Source organism: Pseudomonas brassicacearum (assembly GCF_918698105.1).
Classification (GTDB): domain Bacteria; phylum Pseudomonadota; class Gammaproteobacteria; order Pseudomonadales; family Pseudomonadaceae; genus Aquipseudomonas; species Aquipseudomonas brassicacearum_F.
In genome coordinates this window covers 37326-63862 of record NZ_CAKKMI010000010.1, presented here as the reverse complement: position 1 = coordinate 63862, position 26537 = coordinate 37326, and the positions used below count along the sequence as shown (strand labels likewise).

Below are 26537 nucleotides of genomic sequence, written 5' to 3'. Positions count from 1 at the left end.
AATTTCAGTTACAGAACGAAATTGCGTTTGAGAATGGCCTCTACGCTTTTGCGCGTGAGTGCCTTTTCCGTTTCGAGGGCGATCCACTCGGGACGCTGTTTTAGCGGTCTAGCAACTTCACGTTCCAGCCAAGCATGCACGGCGGTTGGGATGTTTCGCTCCGGCATGCCTTTCGCCAGGTAGTGCATGCCTTGCTTAACAATTGCAGCATCTCGGGCACTGGTGTCCTTGCTACGCTCCATACCGCTGATGATGCCGCCTTTTTTGCGAGTCGCATTCTTGCTCGCTCGATCAGCGACGGGCGTCAGTTCATCATCAATCAAGCAGGGCAGGGATATGATGGGCTCCAGGTGAAGGACGTACTGATCGAGCGCTTCAATGCGCTCATCTGGATTGGCCTGTATCTCTACAAACTGACAGTAGAGTTCCCTCGGCCAGTCGGTCGGAGGCTCTGAAAGATGAGACCAAGCCTTTTGATCTGTTGTCTGCATCCAGTCGTTTAGCTCCCCCAGCGCCTTCACAGCACAAGCCATGATGTAGGCTGCGTGGGCATCGCGATCCGAAGCCGTACCACACTCGCCGTATTGACGAACCCAGTGGGCGAGACGTGCTCTGGTATCGGTGGAGGCATACTGAAAAATTGCCTCTTCATGCATTGTCGTCTTGATGCAGAGACTGCTGGGATCGAAGTCGTTGCTGTCGTCGCGAACGCGAAGGCAGCATTGTTCGATCAAATAGCACACGTCATGAATCTGTTCACGGCAGAGCTCGTATAGCGGCTGTGCCGAGAGAAAACTCATTAGCCCCGAGGTAAATGCGGAATCTACTAGTAATTGATGATCAGCCATGGCCGAGCGCCTCAGGCGTTGTGTCGCGCTTCATCCCGCGCCCTGTGTGCCGCAAGTGAAACCAGCGTGAGTCGCTCGATGACCAGACACGTCTAACGTCAGCCCGCAGTGAGTTAGGGGGGATAGACGCGTTACACATTGAGGCAGTGTCACACGCGGTGTACGGATGTTTGCGCGGGCGTGTAACAGGCGTGAGAGCCAATGAAAATGGGCGTCTGGCGGGGTTAGTTACACGAGTAACACCCGTAACATGGATTTTCTCGGGGGTATGGTAGGTGCTCATACAGCCTTACCGAACTGACCTTGAATAACATTTCCGGCTTCAAGTGCATCAAGATGATCCGCATACCACTGCATCATCTTTGTGCGCTGTTCAAGGTACTGGGCTTTGTTGTAAATCCCTCGGACACCTTGTGCCTTGTGACTGAGTTGGGCCTCGATATGGTCAGCGGGGTAACCATGCTCATTGAGGATGGTGCTGGCGATGTGGCGGAAGCCATGACCGGTCTGGCGGCCTTCGTAACCAAGGCGCCTGAGCGCCATGAGAAATACGGTGTCGCTTCGGGGTTTGGTGCGATCACTTCTTCCTGGAAACAGAAGAGGGTATGCCCCGGTAAGTTGCCGAAGCTCCAAAAGGGCATCTACGGCCTGAGTGCATAGCGGCACCAGATGTTCGCGGCCTTTTTTACGTCCCTTGCGTTCGACAGGCACTGTCCACAGTTTTTTGTCGAAGTCGAACTCCAACCAATGAGCTTCGCGAAGTTCGCTGGGACGGACTGCCATCAGGGTCAACAGCCGCAGGCCAAGCTGAACATCTTTGGCATGCGGATAGGAACGTATCGCTCTGAGTAACTGAGGGAGCTCGTCAGGTGAGACATGAGCGTAGTTCTCTGCCTTTCCCGATGACAGAAACTTATGCACGCCCTCCAAGGGATTGTTGACGGCTCTGCCGGTTACGCGAGCCAGGTCATAGATATCTTTGCAGTAAGCCCTCACGCGGCTCATCTGTTCCAAAATCCCCTGGCGCTCAAGTCCTCTCAATAGTTCCATCCACTCCATAGACATGATCGAGGTATAGGGGCGTTTACCTAGCGAGGGGAACACGTGGCGTTCGAGTGCGCCGAGTATCCTTTTGGCAGTCCCAGCATCCCAGCCGCTGAGGCGAGACGTATGCCATTCCCTGGCTAGTGCTTCAAATGTGTCATTGGCTGCGTCAATGTCAGCCGCCTGACGAGCCTTCTTGGAGATGATTGGGTTCTTGCCCTCTGAGGCGTCAGCTCGCAGCTCTGCCGCTTTCTGCCGAGCGAAGGCGCCGCTTACTTCTGGATAGCCGCCGAGACCTAGCCAAGACCATTTGCCGTCCGGTTTCTTGTAGCGTAATTCCCAAGATTTCTGGCCGTTTGGTTTGACCCTGAAATACAGCCCAGGGCTGTCTAGTTCGCGGTATGCCCCGGCCTCAGGCTCCAGGCTGGAAAGTGTTGTATCAGCGAGAGGGCGTCGCTTGATATCGGCGCGTTTCATCCGTGTATGCCTCCAGTTCAATTAGTTCTGAAGCATACACGTGGGCATACACGGTGGGGAAGGATAGGGGTAGATAGAGGTGGACAGCCAGAAACAAGAAAGCCCGCACTAGGCGGGCTTCTTGAGGTGATTCATAGACTGCTGTAGACATCTATGGATCGGTACTTGGTGGCTACACAGGGACTTGAACCCCGGACCCCAGCATTATGAATGCTATGCTCTAACCAACTGAGCTATGTAGCCAAGTGGCGCGCATTATTCGCCGGTAACGAAGATGTGTCAAGCGTAAATCTGAAATATTTCTCTGCGCTTTCAACCGCTTAACAATCCTCGCCGCAAATCGCTATCAACCGAGCTGAAATCTCCCTGTGTTGGCGCTCAAGGCCTGGCTGCCCTGGCTCAAGGTATCCGCCGCCAGGTTCACGGCCCTTGCACCTTCGAGCAAACGCATCGCTGCCTGGTCGACCTGCTGGATATTGCCGCTGACCTCGTCAGCGGTGCTGGCTTGTTCATCCACGGCGGTGGCGATTTGCGCCAGGGTGTCGGTGACGCTTTGCACTGCGCTGGCAATTTCTCCCAGCCGTTCGCCAAGGCCGGTGACTGCTTGGGCGTCGGTCTGGGCCTGGCCGCAGGCGGCTTCCATCAGGCTGACGGCTTCGTTGACCGTGGCGCGCAGGCTGTCGACGGTGGCGGCAATCTGTTGCGTGGAGGATTGGGTGCGTTGCGACAGGCTGCGTACCTCGTCGGCCACCACCGCGAAACCACGGCCCTGTTCCCCGGCACGAGCGGCTTCGATGGCGGCATTGAGGGCCAAAAGATTGGTCTGCTCGGCCACGCCACGAATGGTATCGACCACCAGTTGGATCTGTTGCCCCTGTTCGCTGACCCGTCCCAGTGCGGCGGCGGTTTCGTTGAGGCGCTGGTTGAGCTGCTGGATGCTCGCCGTGGTGCGTTGGCTGTCGCGGCTGCTGTCGGTGGCGATGCGGCGGGTCTGCTGGGCGCTATCGGAAGCCTGTTCACAACTCTTCGCCACACCCTGGGAGGTGGCGGCCAGTTGTGTCGCGGCGGCAGCGATCTGGCTGATCTGCAGCTGCTGGGCCTCGACTTCTCCCAACGCGCCGCTGGAGTGGGTATTGAGGGTGCGCACGGCATTGCTCAATTGCAATGTCTCGTGGTCCACCCCCAGCAGGCTGTTGCGCAACTGCACCACGGCGACGTTGAGGGCGGTGCTGATGGCCGCCAGTTCATCGCGCCCCTCTACCGGCACTTGCAGGCTGAGATTGCCGTCGCGCAGGGCTTCGGCCAGCAGGGTGATGCCGCTGGCGCTGCGCCGGATCGACGCTTGCAGGCAAACAAAAAGGTACAGCGCCGCCAGCAGCAGGCAGCCCAGTACCAGCGCTACCAGGGTGAACTGGCGAATCGCCGAACCGTGGTAATGGTCCAGTCGCGTATCCAGTGCCACCAGTGACTGTTGCCGCAGGGTCGCCAGGTCGGCGAGGAGGGCGTCCATGTGTTTCTCGAAGTCTTCGGGCTTGAGATTGATGGAACCGCCGAACACGCCGTCATCCAACACTTTCAGGCCGGCATCCAGGTGCTTGAGGCTGCCCTGGTATTGTCCGGCCCAGGTTTGCAGATCGCTGGGCAGGCGGGTTTCCAGCAGCGCTCCGGTCTTGACCAGTTGGTCCCGGGCGTCGCCGATACGGCTGCGCAGGTCCCGCAGTTGCAAGCGACTCTGCAACGTGAACTGACCTGATACCACGGAGGCCTGTCCAACGCTGGCCAGGCGACCGACCCGTTCGATCAGGTCCGGCGTCTGCTGGGTGGAAATCTGCGTCAGCAAATACGTCTCCAACCAGGAGGCGAGTGTCAGGCGGTTGTCCATGACCATCTGCTCGCGCAAGGCTTGCAGGGCGCTGAGGGCGGCGGTGAAGCGGTCGTAGCCATCCGGCCACCAGCCCACGCTGCCCAGGCTTTTCGAATCCAGACCGTTGAGGCTGGTTTGCAGGGCTTGATAGCGCGCGAGGGTATCGGCTTCGGCTCCTTCGGTTTGCAGGGTGTTGCCCAGATCCGTGGCGGCCTGGGTAAGGGCCGGTTGCACTGCATCGTATGCCGCCATGGCGGCCAGCGTTGCGGGTGTCGGCTGCCGATTGGTTTCGGTGGCACGCCAGCGCGCCGCGCGGTTGCGCTGGGCGGTCAGCAGATTGTCCAGGTTATCCAGGGCCAGCAATTGGCGCACCCCGGCGCGTTCCCCGGAAATCAGGCTGAGTTTGTCGCGATAGTCCTGGCCGATGAGCCACAGGCTGCCCATGAGCGGCAGGATAAAAAGCAGAAACAGCAGCTGGAATTTGCGGGCGAAGCCGAAATGCCCCAACAACCTGATTCCCGGTGATAAAAAAGCCTGCATGCCCATACTCCCCTGAACACCCTTGCACTGTTTTTGTGCGCTTTCTACACAAGTGCCGAAACAGGTGCCCTTTTAAAAGGCTTCGAAAGTTTGTCCAAATCGGCTCGGTAGGCCAGCTCTGTAGCGAAACTTCCCATTCTCGGTCCCCTTTGTAAGGAGCCGCGTTGTAGGCCATTAACAAGGCAAGATTCAGACCATGGCGTTGGGCTATCACCTTGGATTTCGACAATTTTTCGAGGTCGATAGCTAGCTAAGGGGATAGCCTTGCTGCACCGAAAAATGGCACATTGACGCACCTGCCCGTGTGCAACCCTCTGTCCTATGGAAACTCCCATGGCTATCAGCAATACCCAGGCCGAGATCCCCCCTGTTGCCGCCACTGCGCAAAGCAGCCCATTGGTCATGCGGATCATTGGCGCCGTGGCGCTGGCGCACCTGATCAACGATTTGATCCAGGCCGTGCTGCCCTCGATTTATCCGATGCTCAAGGACAGCTATGGCCTGACGTTCACTCAGGTTGGCTTGATCACGCTGACGTTCCAGTTGACCGCCTCTGTGTTGCAGCCTTGGGTCGGCTATCACACTGACCGGCATCCCAAGCCCTGGCTGTTGCCGGCCGGGACGGTGTGCACGCTGATCGGCATTGTGATGATGTCCATGGTTGGCAGTTTTGCCTTGATCCTGTTGGCGGCGGCGTTGATCGGCATCGGCTCGTCGACCTTTCACCCGGAAGCGTCGCGGGTGGCGCGATTGGCCTCGGGCGGCCGCTACGGGCTGGCGCAATCGACGTTCCAGGTGGGCGGTAACGCCGGCTCTGCCTTTGGCCCGCTGCTGGCGGCGGCAATCATCATTCCCTACGGGCAAGGCAATGTGGCCTGGTTCGGGTTGTTCGCATTGTTTGCGCTGTATGTGCTGTACCGCATCAGCCGTTGGTACGCCAACCACCTGAACCTGTTCAAGCTCAAGCAAGGCCAAGCGGCCACGCATGGCTTATCCAAGGGACGGGTCCTGAGTGCGCTGGTGGTGCTGGGGCTGCTGGTGTTTTCCAAGTATTTCTACATGGCCAGTTTCACCAGCTACTTCACGTTCTATCTGATCGAGAAGTTCGACCTGTCGGTGGCTTCTTCGCAGTTGCACCTGTTCCTGTTTCTCGGGGCCGTAGCGGCGGGGACTTTCTTTGGCGGACCGATTGGCGACAGGATCGGGCGCAAAGCGGTGATCTGGTTCTCGATCCTCGGTGTGGCACCGTTCACCTTGATCCTGCCTCACGTCGACCTGTTGTGGACCAGCATCCTCAGCGTGGTCATCGGCTTCATCCTGGCCTCGGCGTTCTCGGCCATCGTGGTGTATGCCCAGGAACTGGTGCCGGGCAATGTCGGGATGATCGCCGGCGTGTTCTTCGGGTTGATGTTCGGTTTCGGCGGGATTGGCGCCGCGCTGCTGGGGCACCTGGCGGACATCCGGGGCATCGAGTATGTGTACTGGTTGTGCTCGTTCCTGCCGCTGTTCGGGGTGTTGGCGATTTTCTTGCCGAGGACTCGAAAGGCCTGAGGCGAGAAACATCTGTGTAGCTGAGCGATCGCCTTCGCGAGCAGGCTCGCTCCCACATGGGTTTTGGGTGTTCAGGCATCCAGGCCCCGAAACGAAGCTGCGACGTGGGCCCTAAGTGATTCAGTCCTCCCGTTGAAACACTGTAAGTTTTGGTCGCTACTTGATGAGTACAGTCGGGTTGCGACCAAAGTACAGGTTTGTACAAGCCTTAAGTCGGTGTTTGTACAAAAGTCGGTCGTGTTAATTTGCTGTTGTGGTTAATGGCTGGAATGGAATCTGCGGCATTATTCAAGGGTGACCCCTGTGGTGACTGGAAAAGCAGGCTTTCACATTCTTTCCACCTATCGCCCTTATTGTCCCGGACATAAGGCCTTCGGCTCTTGATTTGATGACCTCTACTGCTCTTGCGGGCGGACAGAGGTGAGTTTGCGCCCCCACCTGCCACGCTGAAGTGCCTATAAGTGCTGTATCGCCAAGTGCTTGCAAGGTGTTTGCCTTGTGAGCGCGTAGCAGCCGTGATCGATTGTTATTGCCGTGTCGTGCACACGTCAGAGACTGCCGTCTTTGACGTTGGCCATATATAGAATCAGGCGGGGAAGGATATGAAGTTCAAGTCATTGCAGGCACGTATTTGTGTCACGGCAGGCGTATGCCTGTTTGTTTCATCCATCAGCCTGATTGTCTACGGGCTCTTTAGTGCCCGGGCCAATGAGCAATATGTCGCGACCGAAGTCAGCGCCCTGGTTGAAAAATCAACCATCCGGGAAATCCAGAACCTGGCCGAGTCCCGGGCCAACGCCATCCAGGCCAAGTTGCAGAATGCGCTGGATGCGGCCCGCACCATGGCCAATGCCTTTGCCGCCAGCAAGGCCTCGCAAAGTCCGCTGGTATTGGGCCGTGAGCAAATCAACAGCGTACTGCTCAGCGTCCTCAAGGATAATCCGGACTTCAACGGCACCTATTCCTGCTGGGAACCGAATGCGTTGGACGGGCAGGATACGGCGTTTCGCAATGCAGAAGATGGCAATAACCCGCTGACCGGGCGTTTCACGCCTTACTGGACGCGCAGCGCCGATGGTCATGTCGCGGTGCAGCCATTGGTCGAGTATGACTCCCCGGACCGTCACCCCAACGGTGTGCCCAAGGGTGGCTGGTACAGCGGCCCGCGCGACACCCTCAAAGAAAGCGTGCTGGACCCCATTCCTTATGTGGTCCAAGGGAAAAACGTCTGGCTGACCACCTTGTCGGTGCCCATCGTGTCCAACGGCAAGTTCTACGGTGTGGTCGGGGCTGACTTCGATATCGCGTTTATCCAGAAGCTCAGCGAACAGATGTCTGCCGATCTCTATGGCGGCAAAGGCACGGTTTCGATTTTGAGTAACCAGGGCTTGGTGGTCGCGGACAGCCAGCGGACCGACCTGATTGGCCAGCCGATCAAGGCCTTGTTGCCTGACTCCTGGGAAAAAGTGCTCCGTGATATCCAGGCCGGTCGGGGTGATGGCCTGCTCAATGCGCAAACACAGAACATCGAAGTGCTGATGCCCATTGCGCTCGGTCGCACGGGCAAGCCCTGGGCGGTGTTGATTCGCCTGCCCAAGGCTGTGGTCATGAGCCAGGCCATCGCCCTGGAGCAAGAACTGCAGGCGCGCAGCCTCAACAACAGCATCTGGCAGGTATCGGTGGGGTTGGTCATTTCGTTGTTGGCCCTGGCTGCCCTGTGGTACGCCGCGGCAAAAATCGTTGGGCCGATTCGCGAAGCCGCCGCCTTGGCCGCCACCATCAGCCTGGGAGATTTTTCTCGTCGCCTGGTGCAGAAATCCGAAGACGAAGTCGGGCAGTTGTCTGCGGCCCTCAACGACATGTCCGAAAGCCTGCAACGGCAGGTGCGGGTGGCCGAACGGATTTCCGAAGGTGACCTGGACCTGGAGGTCCGCTTGTCGTCGCCCCATGACACCCTTGGCAAGTCATTGGAGAAGATGGTCAGCAACCTGAACCAGCTGATTTCCGAGGTTCAAATCAGCGCCACCCAGATCACCGGCAGCTCGGCTCAGGTCACCGACTTGAGTCAGTCGCTCTCCGACGGGGCCTCCAATTCCGCCTCGTCCATCACCGAAATCAGTGCGGTGATGACGCAGATGGCCGCCCAGACCCGGGACAACGCCGCCAACGCCAAGAAAGCCGATGAGCAATCCCAGGCCTCGCGGGCCGATGCCGGGGAAAGCGACAAATTGATGAGCGAACTGATTGCCGCCATGGCCGAAATCGACAACTCGGGCAAGGACATCACCGCGATCATTACCACCATCGACAACATTGCCGCACAAACCAACCTGCTGGCCTTGAACGCGGCGATCGAAGCTGCCCGGGCTGGTGAACTGGGGCGCGGTTTTGCCGTGGTGGCCGATGAAGTGCGTAGCCTGGCTGCCCGCAGTGCCGAGGCCGCCCAGCAGACCGCCGCGCTGATCGCCGATTCCTCGAGCAAGACCCAGCGCGGCATGATCATCGCCGGTCGGACCGCCGAATCGCTGAAGAACATCGTCAGTGGAACCGGCGCGGTGTCGAGCCTGGTTTCGCTGATCTACCAGGCCTCCAGCGAGCAGGCTTCAGGCTTGCAGCAGGCCAGTATCGGGCTTGAGCAGATCGACGAAGTGACGCAGAAAAACCAGTCGAACTCGCAAGAGTGCGCAGTGGCGGCCAAGGACCTTTCGGAGCGAGCCTCGCTGATGCAGCGGGTGTTAGGACGCTTCAAAGTCAAGAGAGGTTAATGGGTTATCCTGCCTGGAACCACTGTGGCGAGGGGGCAAACACCCTCGCCACGGATTCAATTCAGCTCTTAATTACGTGCAATTGCATTGCTTCATGCAATGGTGGCTCGATAACACCTGAGAGGGTGTAGTATCGAGACATGCCCATCGGATACCAGTTAGCTATGTCCACGCTAAGCGAAGAGAGCCGCCAGATCGTAGCTTCTCTGGCGCACCGCGTTGGCCCCAACGCTGATATTGCCAGGACCGCCCACGCGATCATCTCGATTTTGCAGGATATAGAGGCGGCCCTCACCCCCGTCATTGGCCAGCAAGGGGTTGCCGCGCTTTATCGCCGCAGCCTGCATCTGTGTGGGGCTACCCATCCGCGCCTGACCAGTACCTGCGACAAGGTGCAGCCCGGCCTGGTTCTGACGGCGCTTAAATCCGTACTCGTTGAGCAAAGCGAAGCCGATGCGCTGTTTTTCGGCGAAATGTTGCTGACTATCTTCTACGAGTTGCTGACCACGTTGATCGGGCCTTCGCTCACCGCACGTTTGCTTCGTGGCGTGTGGGAACCTTCCTTGAGCGACACCCCCTCGCAGGAAAATTCGCCATGAGCACCAAAGTGACTATCAACCGCTTGGCCACCGGCGTGCCAGGTCTGGACGAGGTCTTGGGTGGAGGGTTGCCGGAGTTTTCGTTCAACCTGATCGCCGGCCCGCCCGGCTGCGGCAAGACCACCCTCGCGCACCAGATGATGTTTGCCCTGGCGACGCCCGAGCGTCCCGCGCTGTTTTTTACCGTGCTGGGCGAACCGCCACTGAAGATGCTGCGCTATCAGCAGCAGTTCGACTTCTTCGACAGCGACGCGATCAATCAGTCGATCCGCTACGTCAACCTGGCCGACGACACCCTGGCCGGGGATCTGGACGAAGTGCTGCGGCGCATTGTCAGCGAGGTGGAGGCTCACTCCCCGGCGCTGGTGTTCGTTGACTCGTTCCGTTCGGTGGTGCTGGCCAGCCAGACCCAGGACAACCCGAATAACAACTTGCCGCAGTTCGTCCAGCAACTGGGCATGTTGATGACCACCTGGCAGGCCACGACGTTCCTGATCGGCGAGTACTTCACTGAAACCGATACCAACCCGATTTTCACCGTGGCCGATGGATTGATCTGGCTGCGCCAGAGCGTTCAGCGCAACTCCATGGTGCGCAAGATGGAAATCATGAAGATGCGCGGCCAGCCGACATTGCCGGGCCTGCATACCTTCCGTATCGCCTCATCGGGGATCAAGGTCTTTGCTCCTGCGCCGCTCAATCCGGTCGAAGCGCCGCTGGAATTCCCCATCAATCGTCTGGCAATGGGCGTACCGCAGCTCGATGAAATGCTCGGCGGTGGCCTGCCGCGCGGGTATTCCTTGTTGGTGGCGGGGCCGTCCGGTTCGGGCAAAAGCATCCTGGCGGCGTCGTTTCTCGCCGAAGGCGCGCGCAACGGTGAAACCGGCGTGATCGCGGTGTTTGAACAGCGTCCCAATCATTCCCAGAACGCCACGCTCACCAGCTTGATTCAATGTGGAAAAGTCGGGCTGGTGGACAGCCGCGCGCCGGACCTGTCCATCGACGAAATCGTGCACTTGCTGCTGGGCGAGATTGCCCGCTTAAAAGCGACCCGGGTGGTCATTGATTCGTTGTCGGGCTTTGAACTGGCGCTGGCGCCAACCTTTCGCGAGGACTTTCGCGAGTCGCTGTCGCGCATGGTCACGGCGTTGACCAGCGCCGGTGTCAGTGTATTGCTGACGTCGGAACTGGAAGACCGCTACACCGATCTGCGCTTCAGCCCCTACGGCACGGCTTTCCTCACCGATGCAATCATTGTTCAACGCTACATTGAAGTGCAGAGCCGTTTGTTGCGCATCATGGCCGTGGTCAAGGTGCGGGCCAGTGCCCACTCCGATGAGCTACGCCTTTATCGCATCGACGACAACGGCTTGCAGATCGGTGAAATGTTGCCGGATCAGGAGGGATTGCTTGGAGGTCGACCCACCCGGCGGCCTTCTGGCAAAGGCGTCGGATGAGTCACGATCATGGATGAAACCCATGGCGGGGATAAGCAAGCGATGGCTACGGTCGCTCGCGAGCTGTTCCTGCTTGGCCAGAAAACCGTCGAGGCGCGGGCGGTGCTGGCGGCGTTGCATAAGGAACTGCGCGACGCCAACGCCCAACTCGCCGATAAGCAACAGATAGAGCAATTGATCGAGGCCAACCAGCAGTTGGTCCTGGCGATCCTGTCGGCCCAGTCCGAGGCGGAAAAGCCAAAAAATGCGCAGGCGGCGGAACAACAACAGCTGTACCTGGATATGCGCGAAGCCAATGAGCTATTGGTCATCGCCGCCCTCAGCGCCCAACACCTGAGAACCTCGGCCGAACGCGCGTTGGAACGCCAGCGTAGCGTGCTCGCCTTGGTGGCCCACGAACTGCGCAATCCGCTGACCCCCATCAGCATGATTGCCGGCCGACTGGTACGGGTGCCCAGCGAGGAACTGCCACGCATGCAGAAGCTGATCGAAGGCCAGGTGCGGCATATGTCTCGTTTAGTCGAAGACTTGCTTGACGTCTCTCGCGTCAAGACCGGCAAGCTTCGTCTCGATTGTCACAGGATCGATCTGCTGCAGATCATTCACGAGGCCATGGACGTCTGTAAGCCGGTCATGAACTCCAGGGACTTGCATTTCATCGCCAAACTGCCCGAATGCGCCTTGTCGTTGAACGGCGATCCGGTGCGGCTTGCGCAGATTCTCGGCAATCTGCTGGGCAACGCGGCCAAGTACACCCCTGCAGGTGGCACCGTCGTACTGTCGGTTACCGCCGAAAATGACACGGTGGAAATAAGCATCCGCGATACCGGTATAGGTATCTCGCCCAAGGCACTGCCGTTCATCTTCGAGCCTTTCGTGCAGGATGTTCACGCCATCGGTTTTAATGGCGCAGGCCTCGGCATCGGCCTGACGGTGGTGCGCGAGCTGGTCGAAAGCCACGGCGGCACGGTGATCGGCAAGAGTGCGGGGGATGGGCAGGGGAGCGAGTTCGTGGTGAGGTTGCCGTTGGTGAGTCAAGCCACGTAACGGGGGATAGGATATCGCCAGGGTTTCTTGCTACCCTGATCCTCTTCTTTCATGGACGAATACCGGGACAAGCCATGGCTAACGACACCCCGTCACGCATCGGGACGATTCTGCTGGGCCTGCTTTTTGCGCTGATTGGCGTTGGCTTGCTGGGCATTGCCGTCAATCTCACCCTCGACCGACGCGACTTCCTCGCCCGGGCACAGACCGCCGATGGCATCGTCAGTCACTTGAATGCCGGTGGTTCGCATCCCGAGATCGCCTTCACCACCGCCAGCGGTGAAAAAATTTCCTATCCCCAGGGCGGCTTTATCTTCGGCTATCAGAAAGACCAGCCAGTGCGGGTGCATTACCTGCCCGAGCAGCCGGCCGGCAGCGCCATCGTCGATGCCCCGACCGCCCTGTGGGGCACTTCCGGGGGGCTGGGGGGGATCGGTCTGGTGTTCACCCTTGTCGGCCTGCTAAAAGCTTTCCGTCAACGCGGCCGCGGTGCGGTTCATTCATATAAAGGACTTTGAACGTATGAGCTACAACATCCCACTGCCGGTCAATGAAAGTCGCTGGCAGTACCAGACCGCCAGCGGCGGTGGCCTGACCGTGGTCATGGTGGCGGGCAGCGGCGGCTCGATTATCCTGCGCTCGCCCCAAGGCGAAGACGTCAGCTACCGCTATGGCGGGGTTGGCGTGGGTGTCGGGTTCGGCGCCAGGCTGCCGCGCTTCGGCAAGATCAATATCCAGATCAAGGGCAAGGGTGTGGCTGCGGCCGGCGCGGCAGAGGCGTTTCCCAGCACTGGCAAGGTGTTTGTCAGCGACGCCCTGGTCGACCGCGACCTGAGTAGTGACGACATCACCGGCCCCTGCATGTATACCGAAGTGGGCGTGGGCCTGGGGATCGGCGGTTCGGCCACGGCCCTGCTGTTCGGGCTCGATCCCAAGTTGCTGGCGTTGTCGGTGGCCCTGAGTTCCAACCCGGCAACCTCCCTGATCGCTTCGACCACGGTCAACCGACAACTGGCGCGCTCGGCCAAGGGGGCGGTGGTCATGGCGGGTGTGAACGCTGGTTTGCAGGCCGGTGGTGGTGCGGCGATTTACATCGGCTATCTGTTCTAGTGAGGTGTGGGAGCAAGCTTGCTCCCACAGCAATAGCGCCGATCGGATTTATACAACAAGGCTGCATGAATAGTGAGAGTGTTAGTCATTGCTTCGCTAGGGATTTTGTCGCTCATTCAAACGTCACTGTCCTTTGCGGATAATGCCAATGGGAGAAGTATCTATTTACAGCGATGTGTCATGTGTCATGGGGCGGATCTCAAGGGGACGGGGCCATTGGCTCATAAAAGCAATCCGCCTACGCCTGATCTTACGACTGTCGCTTTCAAGGAGCGGCTGAGGGTTTATCCGGGTGTTATTGTGTCGTCGGTAATACTTCGTCCCAATGGAGACTTGATTCCCAGGACTTTGAAAGAGAATGGGGTGAAGTTGGCGCCGTTTTCTTGGGGGGTTAAGGATTTTCGCGATTTGAATGAATATATGAGTGGTGTGATTTCCAAAGGCCGATGATTTTTAGGCTTTTTCTGCGTGTTGTTGATCTTGTGAGTGTCGTTGGATTTTTGTGTATATCCGTTATTTAGGTAACGGCGGCTTAGGGTTCCGCTCTTACAGCGGGTCACTTTTGAAGAGCCCGGAAGCCGGCCCAGTCAAAAGTAACCAAAACGCTCTTGCCCCACCACTCGGCACCTCGCCTAGGCTCGGTGTGCCCTCACTCCGGCATTGCTCCGTGGGCCGCCGCGAAGGGCCATCCATGGCCCAGCGCGGCTATCCCGGCATCCATGCCGGGATGCCCACTGCGCAATGCCTGCGTTCGGCCAGCGTGGTTTAACGGGGCGCCGAGATCAAGATCCAGAGCAAGATCCAGAGCGGGAGGCATGTCGGCATCTATGTGGCTGAACACTGCTATCGCGAGCAAGCTCGCCCACAGCGTTTACCGTTGATCAATCTATGGCGTGATGGCTGGGAAGCTTTTGTGGCGAGGGAGCTTGCTCCCGCTTGAGTGCGCAGCGCTCATCGCTTTTTTGGGGCCGCTGCGCGACCCAGCGGGAGCAAGCTCCCTCGCCACAGGACCGTGGAGTTGCCCAAGCTCTTGTGGGTATCCAACATCACCGCAAACTGACCCTCCGCCTTCGCGAGCAAGCTTTGCTCCCACAGATCTGATGGGTGTACGACCGGGAGAGCCAGGTCGGCTACTAGGCCGCCTCGCGGTGGACGTTGATCTTGGGCGCCCCGTTAACCACGCTGGCCGAACGCAGGCGTTGTGGAGTGGGCATCCCGGCATGGATGCCGGGATAGCCGCGCTGGGCCATGGATGGCCCTTCGCGGCGCGCCCACGGAGCAATGCCGGAGTGAGGGCACACCGAGCCAAAGCGAGGTGCCGAGTGGTGGGGCATAAAGCGCTTTGGTTACTTTCGACTGGGCCGGCTTCCGGGCTTTTCGAAAGTGACCCGCTGTAAGAGCGGAACCATAAGCCGCCGTTACCTAAATAACGGATATACACCCCATCACCCGCAACACCACGTGCAAGTTAGACGTTAAAGCGGAAGTGCGCCTTTTCGTCGGCTTCAACAAACCACCGGTCGAACTCTGCTCCTGTCAACGCTGGGGCAGCGTGCAAATCCTTACTGCTCTACTAGAGTGACGGATCCAACACCCGTTAAAGGATTGACCCATGGCAACCAGCGATAGCACGATGGCAAATACCCATACCGTGATAACTGGCCCGGGCACTGTCCAGGTCGACCTCACCGGCCAGTTCGATGATAACCAGAGCATCATTATCCAACCGGACGGCAAGATATTGGTTGGGGGCTATACCGAGTACCTGGCATGGGGATACCCCGGCGCGCCAGGCGAGGAAAGCTACGGTTACGAACAAAACCATTCCATTGTCCGGCTGAACGCCGATGGTAGCCTGGACACCAGCTTCCATGAAGGTGGCATCGACATCGTACCTGCCGCGATAGCCCCGGCGTCGCGCTACGAGCTGACGGCGGTGCAGCCCGATGGCAAGGTGCTTGTCGCCAGCGCGCTGAACACCAGCGTACAGGTGGAGCGCTTCAACAGCGACGGGACACGCGATGCTACCTTTGGCCAAAACGGCGCTGTTACGGTCGACATCAGCCACGAGTTCAAGGACATCGACCTGACGGCGAATATGGATGGCACATTCCAGATCAGCGCCCGCGGGTTTGACCAGGCCACAGTGACCAGGATCGGCAATGACGGCACTGTCGTCGATGGCTTTGGCGACAACGGCGTGCTGACTGTCAACATTCCCGAAGACGCCTACTACAACGGAGGGATTTCTACTGCGGTGCAGGCAGATGGAAGTGTTGTGGTCGGGGCTGCGTACAATGCTGCCGGCGTGGGTGATCCGACGTATATCCTGCAGCGCTTCAATCCCGACGGTCAGCTGGATACCCGTTTCGGTGATGACGGTGTCCTCTCCCTGAGCGCTGCCGCGGGTTTTGGCGAAGACTCGGTGGTCACCGTGCAAGCTGACGGCAAGATCATCGTGATGGGCCATGGCGAAGGCGATACCTTGGCTACTGTCGCGCGGCTTAACGCTGATGGCTCCTTCGATACCAGCTTTGGCTCCAATGGCACGGTGACTTTCGAGGCCGACACGCCTGTGGCTTTGACGGTACAAAGCGACGGCAAGATCCTGGCTGCCGGCACGAGCAACGGGGATTTCAGCGTCATCCGTTTGAACGCCGATGGCAGTGTGGATACCGGCTTCGGCAGCCAGGACGGAAAACTCCATGTGGACGGATACGCAGGGGAAGAAATCCTGCAGGGGAGCGATACCGCCGAAATCATTCACGGCCTGGCGGGGGATGATGTGCTCCAAGGCAACGGCGGACGCGATCTTCTGCAAGGTGGCGCTGGCGCTGATATCTTCCGCTTCACCGAACTGAGCGACAGTTTTCGCACGGCCACGCAAAACAACAGCGACCGGATCCTGGACTTCGACGCCTCTGAGGACCGCATCGACCTGATTGGCCTGGGCTTCACCGGCATTGGCGACGGCCACGGCGGCACCTTGGCTGTCATGGCGAGCGCAGACGGCAGTCGCACCTACCTCAAAAACTATGATGCGGATGCTTCCGGACAACGGTTTGAATTGGTCTTGGATGGCAACCTGGTGGGGCAGTTGGACAGCACCCACCTGGTGTTCACCGCACCTACTGTCGAGGGTACGACCGGCAAAGATACGATTACCGGTTCTGCCTTGTCGGAAATCATTTATGGCCTGGACGGCAATGACCGCATCAACGGCGGTGCTGGCGCTGATGTCATCATCGGTGGCGCGGGCGCAGACCGTCTCAACGGCGGAGATAGAACTGATATCTCGTTGTGGACGGATAACCACCAAAACGACGATGTGTTCCGCTATCTCTCTACCGAGGACAGCTATCGTACGGACAGCCAAAGCTTCACCGATTTTATCGAAGGCTTTACCGTTGACGACAAGATCGATGTATCGGCGCTGGGTTATACCGGCTTCGGAGAGGGTACGGACACTACGCTGGAGATGGTTTACAACAGCGAACTGGACCGCACTTACTTGAGGGATGTGGAAGCGGATGCACAAGGCCACCGTTTCCAGGTCGCGCTTGCTGGGGACTGGCGAGAAAACCTTGATGAAGATGACATGATCTTTGCTCCCGACGCCGAAGTCGGGCTGATCGGGGTGGCGCCCGAGGTCGATCCAGGGCATCTGTTGACCTGACGTCCGCTCAACAAGATCGCGTGGCAGTGAGTAGCTGCCACGCGATGGAGTAACGAAGGCTTTTGACCGCCTCTGGTTACCTGAAGCGAAAAAAACGTCAGACGTTGAAGCGGAAGTGCATCACGTCGCCATCCTTGACGATGTATTCCTTGCCTTCCAGGCGCCATTTACCGGCTTCCTTGGCGCCGGCTTCGCCCTTGTACTGGATGAAATCGTCATAGGCGATGACTTCGGCGCGGATGAAGCCTTTTTCGAAGTCGGTATGGATCACGGCTGCGGCTTGTGGCGCGGTAGCCCCGACGCGAACGGTCCAGGCGCGGACTTCTTTTACGCCAGCGGTGAAGTACGTCTGCAGGTTGAGCATTTCATAACCCGCGCGGATCACGCGATTCAGGCCAGGCTCTTCCAGGCCCAGGGCCTCCAGGAACATGTCCTTCTCTTCGCCGTCTTCAAGCTCGGCGATTTCCGCTTCGATCTTGTTGCAGACCGGTACCACGATCGCGCCTTCTTCTTCGGCGATAGCTTTTACCACGTCCAGCAGCGGGTTGTTCTCGAAGCCGTCTTCGGCAACGTTGGCAATGTACATGACCGGCTTGGTGGTCAGCAGGTGGAAGCCACGAACGATCTGCTTCTCATCGGCACCCATGTTCTTGATCAGGCTGCGTGCCGGCTTGCCCAAGGTGAAGTGGGCGATCAACTGCTCGAGCAGGGCTTTCTGGGCGACGGCGTCTTTGTCGCCACCCTTGGCATTGCGAGCGACTTTCTGCAGTTGCTTCTCGCAGCTGTCGAGGTCGGCGAAGATCAGTTCCAGGTCGATGATCTCGATATCGCGTTTCGGGTCGACGCTGTTGGAGACGTGAATCACGTTCTCGTCTTCGAAGCAGCGGACCACGTGGGCGATGGCGTCGGTTTCGCGGATGTTGGCCAGGAACTTGTTGCCCAGGCCTTCACCTTTCGAAGCCCCGGCCACCAGGCCGGCGATGTCGACGAACTCCATGGTGGTCGGCAGCACGCGCTCCGGGATCACGATGGCCGCCAGGGCTTCCAGGCGTGGATCGGGCATCGGCACGATGCCGGTGTTCGGCTCGATGGTGCAGAAGGGGAAGTTCTCAGCCGCGATACCGGATTTGGTCAGGGCGTTGAACAGGGTGGACTTGCCGACGTTAGGCAGGCCGACGATGCCGCAATTGAATCCCATGGTGTTTCCCCTCGGATAAGTGTCAGGCCTTCTGGCTGTGCAGGTTTTTCATCGCGCGGTTCCATTCACCGGCGAGGATATCCGGCAGCACGCCGAGGGCAAAGTCGATGCTGGCATCGAGTTTTTCCTGTTCGGCGCGAGGCGCACGACCCAGGACAAAGTTTGAAACCATACTGGCAACGCCCGGGTGGCCGATGCCGAGCCGCAGGCGGTGAAAGGTATTCTGATTACCCAGTTGCGCGATGATGTCGCGCAACCCGTTGTGACCGCCATGGCCGCCGCCTTGCTTGAGCTTGGCAACGCCCGGGGGCAGGTCGAGTTCGTCGTGGGCCACCAGGATTTCTTCAGGCTTGATGCGAAAGAAACCGGCCAATGCCGCCACGGCTTGGCCGCTGCGGTTCATGTAGGTGGTGGGAATCAACAGACGAACATCCTGACCCTGGTGCGAGAAGCGACCGGTCAGGCCGAAATACTTGCGATCGGCAGCCAGGCTGACGCCTTGTGCCTGCGCGATGCGCTCAACAAAAAGGGCCCCTGCGTTATGCCGGGTCTGTTCGTATTCAGCGCCTGGATTTCCCAGGCCAACGATCAGTTTAATGGCAGTCACGATAGGGGCCCTTCCTGGAGTGTGGATAACGATGTCGCAATCAGGCGGTGTTGCGACAGTGGACGATAATGGCGGATTTACCGTTAAGTAAACTTCGCGTTCTCGCCCGCTGTCTCGCTACGTTCCAGTCCGCGATGTTTCCGGTCACTCCGGCGACAGAGTGAAATTACTCTGCAGCGCCTTCTTCAGTGGCTTCTGGAGCAACACGTGGAGCGTGGACGTTGGCAACTGCCTTGTCATCGCCGTGTGCCAGAGCAACAAACTCAACGCCTTTAGGAGCCTTGAGGTCGGACAGGTGAATGATCGTGCCGACTTCGGCGTCAGCCAGGTCGACTTCGATGAATTCAGGCAGGTCTTTCGGCAGGCAGGTCACTTCGATTTCCGAAACAACGTGCGAAATTTCGCCGCCTTTCTTGATCGGAGCAGCTTCGCCAACGAAGTGTACAGGCACGATAGCGGTCAGTTTCTGGCCAGCGACTACGCGTACGAAGTCGGCGTGCATCACGTGGCCTTTGGCCGGGTGACGCTGCAGGGCTTTGATCACGACGTTCTGCTTGGTGCCACCAACGTTCAGCTCGATGATGTGGCTGTAGGCCGCTTCGTTTTCGAGCAGTTTGGCAACTTCTTTGGCCAGCATGCTGATGGACTCAGGGGCTTTCTCGCCACCGTAGACTACAGCTGGAACCAGGCTTGCGAGACGACGCAGGCGGCGGCTCGCACCTTTCCCCAGGTCGGAACGCACTTCAGCATTCAGAGTAAATTCGTTCATTTTGTATCTCCAAAGTAACCACATTCACCCCAGCGCTTGCGACCAGCGCTTAAGGCGATATGGGCAAAAAAGCCCCGCCCCGACAGGTAATGCCGGGGCGGGGCGCTTTTCGTCAACGAGATGTCCTGGAAAGGGCAGGGCCCTTAGCGGAACATCGCACTGATCGATTCTTCGTTGCTGATGCGGCGAACCGCTTCGGCAACAACCGGTGCGATATCCAGTTGGCGGATACGCACACAGGCTTGTGCAGCAGCGGACAGCGGGATGGTGTTGGTCACCACCAGCTCGTCCAGCACGGAATTTTCAATGTTCTCGATCGCTCGACCCGACAGCACAGGGTGTGTGCAGTAGGCAAAGACCTTGGCAGCGCCATGCTCTTTCAGGGCCTTGGCCGCGTGGCACAGGGTGCCGGCGGTATCGACCATGTCATCGACCAGAATACAGGTACGCCCTTCGACGTCGCCGATGATATGCATCACTTCGGAGTGATTGGCTTTCTCACGGCGTTTGTCGATGATACCCAGATCCACGCCCAGGGATTTGGCAACCGCTCGTGCACGCACGACGCCGCCAATGTCCGGGGACACGATCATCAGGTTTTCGAAGCGCTGATCTTCAATATCATCCACCAGGACCGGGGAGCCGTAGATGTTATCCACGGGAATATCGAAGAAACCCTGAATCTGGTCAGCATGCAGATCAACCGTGAGGACACGGTCGATGCCGACTACGGTCAGCATATCAGCCACGACTTTCGCGCTGATTGCCACACGTGCGGAACGCGGACGGCGATCCTGACGGGCATAACCAAAGTAAGGAATAACAGCAGTGATACGAGTAGCCGAGGAGCGACGGAAGGCATCAGCCATCACGACGAGTTCCATCAGGTTATCGTTGGTCGGAGCGCAAGTCGGCTGAATAATGAAGACGTCTTTACCGCGAACGTTTTCATTGATCTCGGCAGTGATTTCGCCGTCGGAAAACTTACCGACAGAAATGTCACCGAGAGGGATATGCAGCTGACGTACGACACGCCGAGCCAGATCGGGGTTGGCGTTCCCCGTAAAGACCATCATCTTGGACACGCGCAGTACCTGAAGGCTGAGGGTATACCTGGATGAGTATAGGAAAATGGCAGGGGCGGCTGGATTCGAACCAACGCATGGCAGGATCAAAACCTGCTGCCTTACCGCTTGGCGACGCCCCTGTATCTGTTGCTGCGAGTGCCCAGCACTCGATTCCTTTAGAGCAGGTCTTGCAGCTTGCGATGCAACATCGAAACGTTGCTTCCTTTTGCTACAAACCCTGTAAGGGTCTCTGTCAGAAGGGCCGAGACTTTATCAGCTTCAGCTTTGCTTGGGAAGCCCCCAAACACACAACTTCCAGTTCCGGTGAGTTTTGCTTCGGTAAATTTACCTAACAAATTCAAAGCGTTACGAACATCTGGATAACGCCTTGCTACCACCGGTAAGCAGTCATTTCGACTGTTTCCCTTGGGAACGGGGCGCACTTTAATGGGAGGAGAGTTACGTGTCAACAGTGGATCTGAAAAAATTTCTGCTGTACTTACAGAGACTTGCGGCACCAGCACCAAGTACCAGGGTTCTTCGGGGTCCACCGGGGTGAGTTTTTCCCCCACGCCCTCGGCGAAAGCGGCGTGGCCACGCACGAAAACCGGCACATCGGCGCCCAGTGTCAGGCCCAGGGCGGCCAGGCGATCCGCGTCCCAGCCCAGCTGCCACAAGTGGTTGAGACCCAGCAGCGTGGTGGCTGCATTCGAGCTGCCGCCACCGATGCCGCCACCCATGGGCAGGATCTTGTCGATCCAGATATCGATGCCCAACGCACAACCGGATTGTGCCTGGAGTTTTTTCGCGGCCTTGACGATCAGGTTGCTGTCGTGGGGAACGCCTTCGAATTCGGTGTGCAGGCGAATCACGCCGTCGTCGCGCACGGCAAAGGTGATTTCGTCGCCGTAGTCCAGGAACTGAAAAATCGTCTGCAACTCGTGGTAACCATCCGGACGACGACCGAGGATGTGCAGCATCAGGTTGAGCTTGGCCGGGGAGGGCAGGGTCAGGCGTGCAGCGCTCATGTCATTGCCCCAGCTTGCGCGGCTGCCATTGCTTGATCACCAGCGTGACGTCGAGGTTGCTACCGTGCAGCTTGATGCGTTCGGGCAGCCAGTAGCCGTTCTGCTGGGCATAGCTGAGGTATTCGATCTGCCAGTCATCCTGTTCCAGGTTGGACAGGCGGCTGTCGGCGTCGAGGGTCAGGCGGCTTTTACTGTCTGGTGCCGGCAGCCCGCGTACCCACCAGGTCAGGTGGGAAACCGGTAGTTTCCAGCCCAGTTGTTCTTCCAGCAGTGCTTCGGGCGTGGGCGCCTCGTAGCGTCCCTGGTTGGCAACTTCCAGCGATACCTGGCCCGGTCGGCCGGTCAGGCGGGCCGCACCGCGACCCAATGGGCCCGACAGGCGAATGTCGTAGTAGTCCTGGCGTTGCAGCCAGAACAGCGTGCCACTGCCGGAGTCTTTCGGGGCGCGGATGCCGATCTTGCCGTCGATCTGCCAGCCGTCGAGGCCGCTCAGTTGTTGCTTGTGCTCGCGCCATTGGGCCTGGTTGCCCTGGCCCTGGACGGATTCACGGGCGCCGAAACCCGCGCAACCGGCGAGCAAGGCAATGAAGCTGAAAACGATGAAATGGCGCAAAAACATAATCTTAAAGAGTCTCGGATCCGGTCAGGCGTTTGATGGTGCTGCGCAAGATAGGGCTGTCAGGCTGATCCTTGAGGAATCGGCTCCAGATCTGCCGGGCTTCGCGTTGTTTGCCGTTGGCCCACAGGACTTCGCCCAGGTGAGCGGCGACTTCCTGGTCGGGAAAGCGCTCCAGGGCCTGGCGCAGCAGGCGCTCGGCTTCGTCCAGATTGCCCAGGCGGAAATTCACCCAGCCCAGGCTGTCGAGCACCGCCGGGTCTTCCGGATTGATCTGGTGGGCCTGTTCGATCAGCAGCTTGGCTTCGTCATAACGGGTGGTGCGATCCGACAACGTATAGCCCAGGGCGTTGAGGGCCATGGCGTTGTCCGGGTCCCGCTGGATGATCAGGCGCAGGTCTTTTTCCATCTGGGCCAGGTCATTGCGTTTCTCCGCCAGCATGGCGCGGGTATATAGCAGGTTCAGGTCGTCCGGGTACTGCTTCAAGGCTTGTTGCAGTACGTTCCAGGCCTTGTCGCCCTGATTGTTGGCCGCCAGGGTTTCGGCTTCGATCAGGTACAACTGGATGCCGTAGTCCGGTTGGGAGTCGCGTTGTACGGCGAGGCGGCTCTGGGCTTCGGCGGTCTTGCCATTGCTGATCAGGATATCGGCCTGGCGCAACTGCGCCGGCAGATAGTCGTTGCCCGGGCCGACCTGGGCGTACTCGATCAGTGCGCTCTCAGGATCATTGCGTTCCTCGGCGATGCGACCCAGGTTCAGGTGGGCCGAGTCGACATGGCTTTCCCGGGCGATCAGGTCTTCCAGGTAGCCCTTGGCCTCTTCCCAGGCCTTGGCTTCCAGGCAGACCAGCGCCAGGGAATAGCGCAACTCGTCGTCTTCCGGGTATTGCTGGACCAGGCTGGAGAACTCCACCTTGGCGTCGTCCATGCGGTTGTTTTCCACCAGCATGCGGGCGTAGGTGAGGCGCAGGCGTTTGTCGTCCGGGTACTTCTTGATGCTTTTTTCCAGCAGCGGCAGCGCTTCGTCGCCGCGGTTCAAGCCTTGCAGCAGGCGTGCGCGCAGCAGGATCGGCGCCACTTCGCCAGCTTCCGGCGGGTTATCTTCCAACAGGGTGAGGGCGCCCTGGGTGTCACCGTCCTGTTGCAGCAGCAGGGCCTTGCCGAAGATCAACTGGCCGTTGTTCGGGTGGCGCTGCAACAGGCGATCGAAGCTTTTCATCAGGCCGTTGCGGGTTTCCTGGTCGGTATCGGCGGCGGACAGGGCCAGGAAGTCGAAATGGGTGTCGCCCTTGCCCAGCAGGACCTTCTCCATATACATCATGGAGTCGTCGTAGCGCCCGGCCCGGGCCAGTTGCACGGCGGCGGCGCGCTGTGCTTCGAGGTCGTCCGGGGCATTCTTGGCCCAGATCAGCGCGGTATCCAGCGCCGGCTGGTCGGCGCCCAGGTATTCGGCAATGCGAAATGCCCGCTCGGAGATCCCCGGGTCCTGGGTATTGATGGCCTGGGTCACGTAGTTGTCCAGCGCAATGTCGAAGCGATTGCGCTGGCCTGCCAGTTCGGCGCTCAACAGGCTGAAGATGGTTTCTTCGCTGAACGAGCCGTAGACCTTGGGTTTTTCAGGTACCTGCACACTGTCTTCGACCGGCGGCGTACCGTCCGTCGAAACGGGGGCCATGGACTGGCAGCCGCTGAGCAAGGCAAGAGCGAGGAGCAACGCGGAAGATCTATTCATATAGGAAGAGGACGACTAACCTGCGGTCGGATCATCATGACACAAGCCTTCGGTCAAACATAACCGCCCCGTCGATTTACAACCCCCGGGCAGGGCGATAGAGATCGAGTGGTTGTTCTGAATCTGACGAAGTAGGACAATTGCCGGCTTCACGTCACTATCAGCGACCTTGAATGGCCTTCCTTGCACTCGGTATTAACCACAAGACTGCGTCAGTAGACGTCCGCGAGCGCGTGGCCTTTACGCCTGAGCAGCTGGTTGAGGCCTTGCAGCAGCTCTGCCGACTCACCGACAGCCGCGAAGCTGCGATCCTCTCCACCTGCAATCGCAGCGAGCTTTATATAGAACAGGACCACGTTTCGGCCGACTCAGTGCTGCGCTGGCTGGCCGACTATCACAAGCTGAGCCTTGAAGAACTGCGCGCCAGTGCCTATGTGCATGAAGACGATGCGGCCGTTCGTCACATGATGCGTGTCGCCTCGGGGCTCGACTCGCTGGTGTTGGGCGAACCGCAGATTCTCGGCCAGATGAAGTCGGCCTATGCCGTGGCCCGCGAGGCCGGCACCGTCGGCCCGCTGCTGGGGCGGCTGTTCCAGGCGACGTTCAACGCCGCCAAGCAGGTGCGCACCGACACGGCTATCGGCGAGAACCCGGTGTCCGTGGCGTTTGCCGCTGTCAGCCTGGCGAAACAGATCTTCAGTGATTTGCAACGCAGCCAGGCGCTGCTGATCGGCGCCGGCGAGACCATCACCCTGGTCGCCCGCCATCTCCACGACCTGGGGGTCAAGCGCATCGTTGTCGCCAATCGGACCCTGGAGCGGGCCAGTACCCTGGCCGAGCAGTTCGGTGCCCATGCGGTGCTGCTGTCGGACATTCCCGCCGAGCTGGTGCACAGCGACATCGTCATCAGTTCCACCGCCAGCCAGTTGCCGATCCTTGGCAAGGGCGCGGTGGAAAGTGCCCTGAAGCTGCGCAAGCACAAGCCGATTTTCATGGTGGACATTGCCGTTCCCCGGGACATCGAACCTGAAGTCGGCGAGCTGGACGACGTTTATCTCTACAGCGTCGACGATCTGCACGAGGTGGTCGCCGAGAATCTCAAGAGCCGGCAAGGCGCGGCCCAGGCAGCCGAAGAGATGATTACCATCGGTGCCGACGACTTCATGGTGCGCCTGCGCGAGCTGGCGGCGGTGGATGTGCTCAAGGCGTATCGTCAGCAGAGCGAACGCCTGCGCGACGAGGAGCTGCAAAAAGCCCAGCGCCTGTTGGCCAACGGCGGCAATGCCGAAGAGGTGCTGGTGCAACTGGCTCGCGGCCTGACCAACAAACTGCTCCACGCCCCCAGCGTCCAGCTCAAGAAGCTGACCGCCGAAGGCCGCCTCGATGCGCTGGCCATGGCCCAGGAACTCTTCGCCCTCGGTGAGGGCTCACCGGATAGCTTTTCGGATAAAAAACCGCAATGAAAGCGTCACTGCTCAACAAACTGGACATTCTCCAGGACCGTTTCGAAGAACTGACCGCCTTGCTGGGCGATGGCGAAGTCATTTGCGACCAGAACAAATTCCGCACCTATTCCAAGGAATACGCGGAAGTCGAGCCGATTGTCGCCACCTATAAACAGTTGCTCAAAGTGCAGGGCGATCTTGAAGGCGCCCAGGCGCTGCTCAAGGACAGCGACCCGGACATGCGCGAAATGGCGGTGGAGGAAGTTCGCGAAGCCAAGGAACAGTTGCTCGAACTGGAAGGCAACCTGCAACGCATGCTGCTGCCCAAGGACCCGAATGACGGGCGCAACGTGTTCCTTGAGATCCGTGCCGGCACTGGCGGCGACGAGGCGGCGATTTTTTCCGGCGACCTGTTCCGCATGTATTCGCGTTATGCCGAACGTCGCGGTTGGCGGGTGGAGATCCTCTCGGAGAACGAAGGCGAACACGGCGGCTATAAGGAAGTCATCGCCCGGGTCGAAGGCGACAATGTCTACGGCAAGCTGAAATTCGAATCCGGCGCCCATCGCGTACAGCGCGTGCCGGCCACTGAATCCCAGGGACGCATCCACACCTCGGCCTGCACCGTGGCGGTATTGCCCGAGCCGGACGAGCAGGAAGCCATCGAGATCAACCCGGCGGACCTGCGGGTCGACACGTACCGCTCCTCCGGCGCGGGCGGCCAGCACGTCAACAAGACCGACTCGGCGATCCGCATCACGCACTTGCCCTCGGGCATTGTGGTCGAGTGCCAGGAAGAGCGTTCCCAGCACAAGAACCGCGCGCGGGCCATGGCCTGGTTGTCGGCCAAGCTCAACGACCAGCAGACCAGCGCCGCGGCCAATGCCATCGCCAGCGAGCGCAAGTTGCTGGTGGGCTCGGGTGATCGTTCCGAGCGGATCCGTACCTACAACTTCGCCCAGGGCCGGGTCACCGACCATCGTGTCAACCTGACCCTGTATTCCCTGGACGAGATCCTTGCCGGTGGTGTCGATGCGGTGATCGAGCCGTTGCTGGCCGAATACCAGGCCGACCAGTTGGCGGCGATTGGCGAGTAA

The 26537-nt window shown here is 59.2% G+C and carries 22 protein-coding genes, 2 tRNA genes and 1 pseudogene; 12 read left to right on the top strand and 13 right to left on the bottom strand.

The genetic code is table 11. From position 1 onward, the window contains the following. Nucleotides 1-8: 8 nt before the first annotated feature. From LQ215_RS06445 to LQ215_RS06430, 4 genes are all read right to left on the bottom strand, one after another. On the bottom strand, nucleotides 9-848 hold the full coding sequence (locus tag LQ215_RS06445; protein WP_042956439.1) for a hypothetical protein: 840 nt from the start codon (nucleotides 846-848) through the stop codon (nucleotides 9-11). Between the two features lie 279 nt (nucleotides 849-1127). After that, nucleotides 1128-2369 (bottom strand): tyrosine-type recombinase/integrase, encoded by a 1242-nt coding sequence (locus tag LQ215_RS06440; protein ID WP_042956440.1) that lies wholly within the window; start codon nucleotides 2367-2369, stop codon nucleotides 1128-1130. Nucleotides 2370-2535: 166 nt separating this feature from the next. After that, nucleotides 2536-2612 (bottom strand) — tRNA-Met (locus tag LQ215_RS06435). Nucleotides 2613-2715: 103 nt separating this feature from the next. Continuing rightward, nucleotides 2716-4773, bottom strand: coding sequence for a methyl-accepting chemotaxis protein (locus LQ215_RS06430; protein WP_230148070.1), 2058 nt, complete (start codon nucleotides 4771-4773; stop codon nucleotides 2716-2718). A 333-nt stretch (nucleotides 4774-5106) separates the two neighbouring features. On the opposite strand from LQ215_RS06430, the gene LQ215_RS06425 reads away from it, so the two are divergent. The 9 genes and pseudogenes from LQ215_RS06425 to LQ215_RS06390 all read left to right on the top strand — a co-directional run bounded on the left by LQ215_RS06425 (nucleotide 5107) and on the right by LQ215_RS06390 (nucleotide 13752). Then, nucleotides 5107-6324, top strand: coding sequence for an MFS transporter (locus tag LQ215_RS06425; protein ID WP_230148069.1), 1218 nt, complete (start codon nucleotides 5107-5109; stop codon nucleotides 6322-6324). A 602-nt stretch (nucleotides 6325-6926) separates the two neighbouring features. Then, nucleotides 6927-8189, top strand: a pseudogene (locus tag LQ215_RS29720) (PDC sensor domain-containing protein); the annotation flags it as partial. Further along, nucleotides 8184-9089, top strand: a complete 906-nt coding sequence (locus tag LQ215_RS29715; RefSeq protein WP_373419653.1) for a methyl-accepting chemotaxis protein — start codon at nucleotides 8184-8186, stop codon at nucleotides 9087-9089. The pseudogene LQ215_RS29720 and the gene LQ215_RS29715, both read left to right, overlap by 6 nt. Before the next feature lie 140 nt (nucleotides 9090-9229). Beyond that, nucleotides 9230-9688: a hypothetical protein gene (locus LQ215_RS06415; protein WP_230148065.1), complete on the top strand. Its 459-nt coding sequence runs from the start codon at nucleotides 9230-9232 to the stop codon at nucleotides 9686-9688. Beyond that, nucleotides 9685-11145, top strand: coding sequence for an ATPase domain-containing protein (locus tag LQ215_RS06410; protein WP_230148063.1), 1461 nt, complete (start codon nucleotides 9685-9687; stop codon nucleotides 11143-11145). Before LQ215_RS06415 ends, LQ215_RS06410 begins: the two co-directional genes overlap by 4 nt. 9 nt (nucleotides 11146-11154) lie before the next feature. Next, nucleotides 11155-12192, top strand: coding sequence for a sensor histidine kinase (locus LQ215_RS06405; protein WP_230148061.1), 1038 nt, complete (start codon nucleotides 11155-11157; stop codon nucleotides 12190-12192). A 74-nt stretch (nucleotides 12193-12266) separates the two neighbouring features. After that, complete coding sequence (locus LQ215_RS06400; RefSeq protein WP_230148059.1) at nucleotides 12267-12710, top strand: DUF3592 domain-containing protein; 444 nt, start codon at nucleotides 12267-12269, stop codon at nucleotides 12708-12710. 4 nt (nucleotides 12711-12714) lie between these two features. Then, on the top strand, nucleotides 12715-13302 hold the full coding sequence (locus LQ215_RS06395; RefSeq protein WP_230148057.1) for a hypothetical protein: 588 nt from the start codon (nucleotides 12715-12717) through the stop codon (nucleotides 13300-13302). Between the two features lie 72 nt (nucleotides 13303-13374). Next, nucleotides 13375-13752 (top strand): c-type cytochrome, encoded by a 378-nt coding sequence (locus LQ215_RS06390; protein ID WP_230148054.1) that lies wholly within the window; start codon nucleotides 13375-13377, stop codon nucleotides 13750-13752. Between the two features lie 683 nt (nucleotides 13753-14435). Here LQ215_RS06390 and LQ215_RS06385 read toward each other — a convergent pair. Next, nucleotides 14436-14636, bottom strand: coding sequence for a nucleoid-structuring protein H-NS (locus LQ215_RS06385; protein WP_230148129.1), 201 nt, complete (start codon nucleotides 14634-14636; stop codon nucleotides 14436-14438). Between the two features lie 278 nt (nucleotides 14637-14914). Here LQ215_RS06385 and LQ215_RS06380 point away from each other — a divergent pair, with 278 nt between their 5' ends. Next, nucleotides 14915-16978 (top strand): calcium-binding protein, encoded by a 2064-nt coding sequence (locus tag LQ215_RS06380; protein WP_230148053.1) that lies wholly within the window; start codon nucleotides 14915-14917, stop codon nucleotides 16976-16978. Nucleotides 16979-17075: 97 nt separating this feature from the next. On the opposite strand, the gene ychF is transcribed toward LQ215_RS06380, so the two are convergent. The 8 genes from ychF to LQ215_RS06340 all read right to left on the bottom strand — a co-directional run bounded on the left by ychF (nucleotide 17076) and on the right by LQ215_RS06340 (nucleotide 23995). Further along, nucleotides 17076-18176: a redox-regulated ATPase YchF gene (gene ychF, locus LQ215_RS06375; protein ID WP_003205534.1), complete on the bottom strand. Its 1101-nt coding sequence runs from the start codon at nucleotides 18174-18176 to the stop codon at nucleotides 17076-17078. A 22-nt stretch (nucleotides 18177-18198) separates the two neighbouring features. Further along, a complete protein-coding gene (gene pth / locus LQ215_RS06370; RefSeq protein ID WP_003205533.1) occupies nucleotides 18199-18783 on the bottom strand; it encodes an aminoacyl-tRNA hydrolase in 585 nt (194 codons plus the stop codon). A 166-nt stretch (nucleotides 18784-18949) separates the two neighbouring features. Next, complete coding sequence (locus LQ215_RS06365) at nucleotides 18950-19552, bottom strand: 50S ribosomal protein L25/general stress protein Ctc (RefSeq protein WP_135847148.1); 603 nt, start codon at nucleotides 19550-19552, stop codon at nucleotides 18950-18952. A gap of 143 nt (nucleotides 19553-19695) precedes the next feature. Then, complete coding sequence (locus tag LQ215_RS06360; protein WP_003205529.1) at nucleotides 19696-20637, bottom strand: ribose-phosphate pyrophosphokinase; 942 nt, start codon at nucleotides 20635-20637, stop codon at nucleotides 19696-19698. A gap of 47 nt (nucleotides 20638-20684) precedes the next feature. Continuing rightward, nucleotides 20685-20759: transfer RNA gene (locus LQ215_RS06355), tRNA-Gln, on the bottom strand. A gap of 36 nt (nucleotides 20760-20795) precedes the next feature. Continuing rightward, the gene (ispE, locus tag LQ215_RS06350; protein WP_057451836.1) at nucleotides 20796-21647 is read right to left on the bottom strand and encodes a 4-(cytidine 5'-diphospho)-2-C-methyl-D-erythritol kinase; all 852 of its coding nucleotides are present in this window, start codon (nucleotides 21645-21647) and stop codon (nucleotides 20796-20798) included. 1 nt (nucleotide 21648) lies between these two features. After that, entirely contained in the window at nucleotides 21649-22266 is a 618-nt protein-coding gene (lolB, locus tag LQ215_RS06345; RefSeq protein ID WP_030138578.1) for a lipoprotein insertase outer membrane protein LolB, read from the bottom strand. Nucleotides 22267-22270: 4 nt separating this feature from the next. Further along, the gene (locus tag LQ215_RS06340) at nucleotides 22271-23995 is read right to left on the bottom strand and encodes a tetratricopeptide repeat protein (protein ID WP_230148051.1); all 1725 of its coding nucleotides are present in this window, start codon (nucleotides 23993-23995) and stop codon (nucleotides 22271-22273) included. Nucleotides 23996-24168: 173 nt separating this feature from the next. Here LQ215_RS06340 and hemA point away from each other — a divergent pair, with 173 nt between their 5' ends. Together hemA and prfA are read left to right on the top strand one after the other, a co-directional pair. Continuing rightward, complete coding sequence (hemA, locus tag LQ215_RS06335) at nucleotides 24169-25458, top strand: glutamyl-tRNA reductase (RefSeq protein WP_230148049.1); 1290 nt, start codon at nucleotides 24169-24171, stop codon at nucleotides 25456-25458. Next, a complete protein-coding gene (gene prfA, locus LQ215_RS06330) occupies nucleotides 25455-26537 on the top strand; it encodes a peptide chain release factor 1 (protein WP_230148046.1) in 1083 nt (360 codons plus the stop codon). The genes hemA and prfA overlap by 4 nt, the downstream gene beginning before the upstream one ends.

Coding starts and splice junctions, on each gene's coding strand:
- LQ215_RS06445 (WP_042956439.1), bottom strand. CDS start 848: ATGGCTGATCATCAATTACTAGTAGATTCCGCATTTACCTCGGGGCTA.
- LQ215_RS06440 (WP_042956440.1), bottom strand. CDS start 2,369: ATGAAACGCGCCGATATCAAGCGACGCCCTCTCGCTGATACAACACTT.
- LQ215_RS06430 (WP_230148070.1), bottom strand. CDS start 4,773: ATGCAGGCTTTTTTATCACCGGGAATCAGGTTGTTGGGGCATTTCGGC.
- LQ215_RS06425 (WP_230148069.1), top strand. CDS start 5,107: ATGGCTATCAGCAATACCCAGGCCGAGATCCCCCCTGTTGCCGCCACT.
- LQ215_RS29715 (WP_373419653.1), top strand. CDS start 8,184: ATGTCCGAAAGCCTGCAACGGCAGGTGCGGGTGGCCGAACGGATTTCC.
- LQ215_RS06415 (WP_230148065.1), top strand. CDS start 9,230: ATGCCCATCGGATACCAGTTAGCTATGTCCACGCTAAGCGAAGAGAGC.
- LQ215_RS06410 (WP_230148063.1), top strand. CDS start 9,685: ATGAGCACCAAAGTGACTATCAACCGCTTGGCCACCGGCGTGCCAGGT.
- LQ215_RS06405 (WP_230148061.1), top strand. CDS start 11,155: ATGGATGAAACCCATGGCGGGGATAAGCAAGCGATGGCTACGGTCGCT.
- LQ215_RS06400 (WP_230148059.1), top strand. CDS start 12,267: ATGGCTAACGACACCCCGTCACGCATCGGGACGATTCTGCTGGGCCTG.
- LQ215_RS06395 (WP_230148057.1), top strand. CDS start 12,715: ATGAGCTACAACATCCCACTGCCGGTCAATGAAAGTCGCTGGCAGTAC.
- LQ215_RS06385 (WP_230148129.1), bottom strand. CDS start 14,636: ATGCCCCACCACTCGGCACCTCGCTTTGGCTCGGTGTGCCCTCACTCC.
- LQ215_RS06380 (WP_230148053.1), top strand. CDS start 14,915: ATGGCAACCAGCGATAGCACGATGGCAAATACCCATACCGTGATAACT.
- ychF (WP_003205534.1), bottom strand. CDS start 18,176: ATGGGATTCAATTGCGGCATCGTCGGCCTGCCTAACGTCGGCAAGTCC.
- LQ215_RS06365 (WP_135847148.1), bottom strand. CDS start 19,552: ATGAACGAATTTACTCTGAATGCTGAAGTGCGTTCCGACCTGGGGAAA.
- ispE (WP_057451836.1), bottom strand. CDS start 21,647: ATGAGCGCTGCACGCCTGACCCTGCCCTCCCCGGCCAAGCTCAACCTG.
- lolB (WP_030138578.1), bottom strand. CDS start 22,266: ATGTTTTTGCGCCATTTCATCGTTTTCAGCTTCATTGCCTTGCTCGCC.
- LQ215_RS06340 (WP_230148051.1), bottom strand. CDS start 23,995: ATGAATAGATCTTCCGCGTTGCTCCTCGCTCTTGCCTTGCTCAGCGGC.
- hemA (WP_230148049.1), top strand. CDS start 24,169: ATGGCCTTCCTTGCACTCGGTATTAACCACAAGACTGCGTCAGTAGAC.
- prfA (WP_230148046.1), top strand. CDS start 25,455: ATGAAAGCGTCACTGCTCAACAAACTGGACATTCTCCAGGACCGTTTC.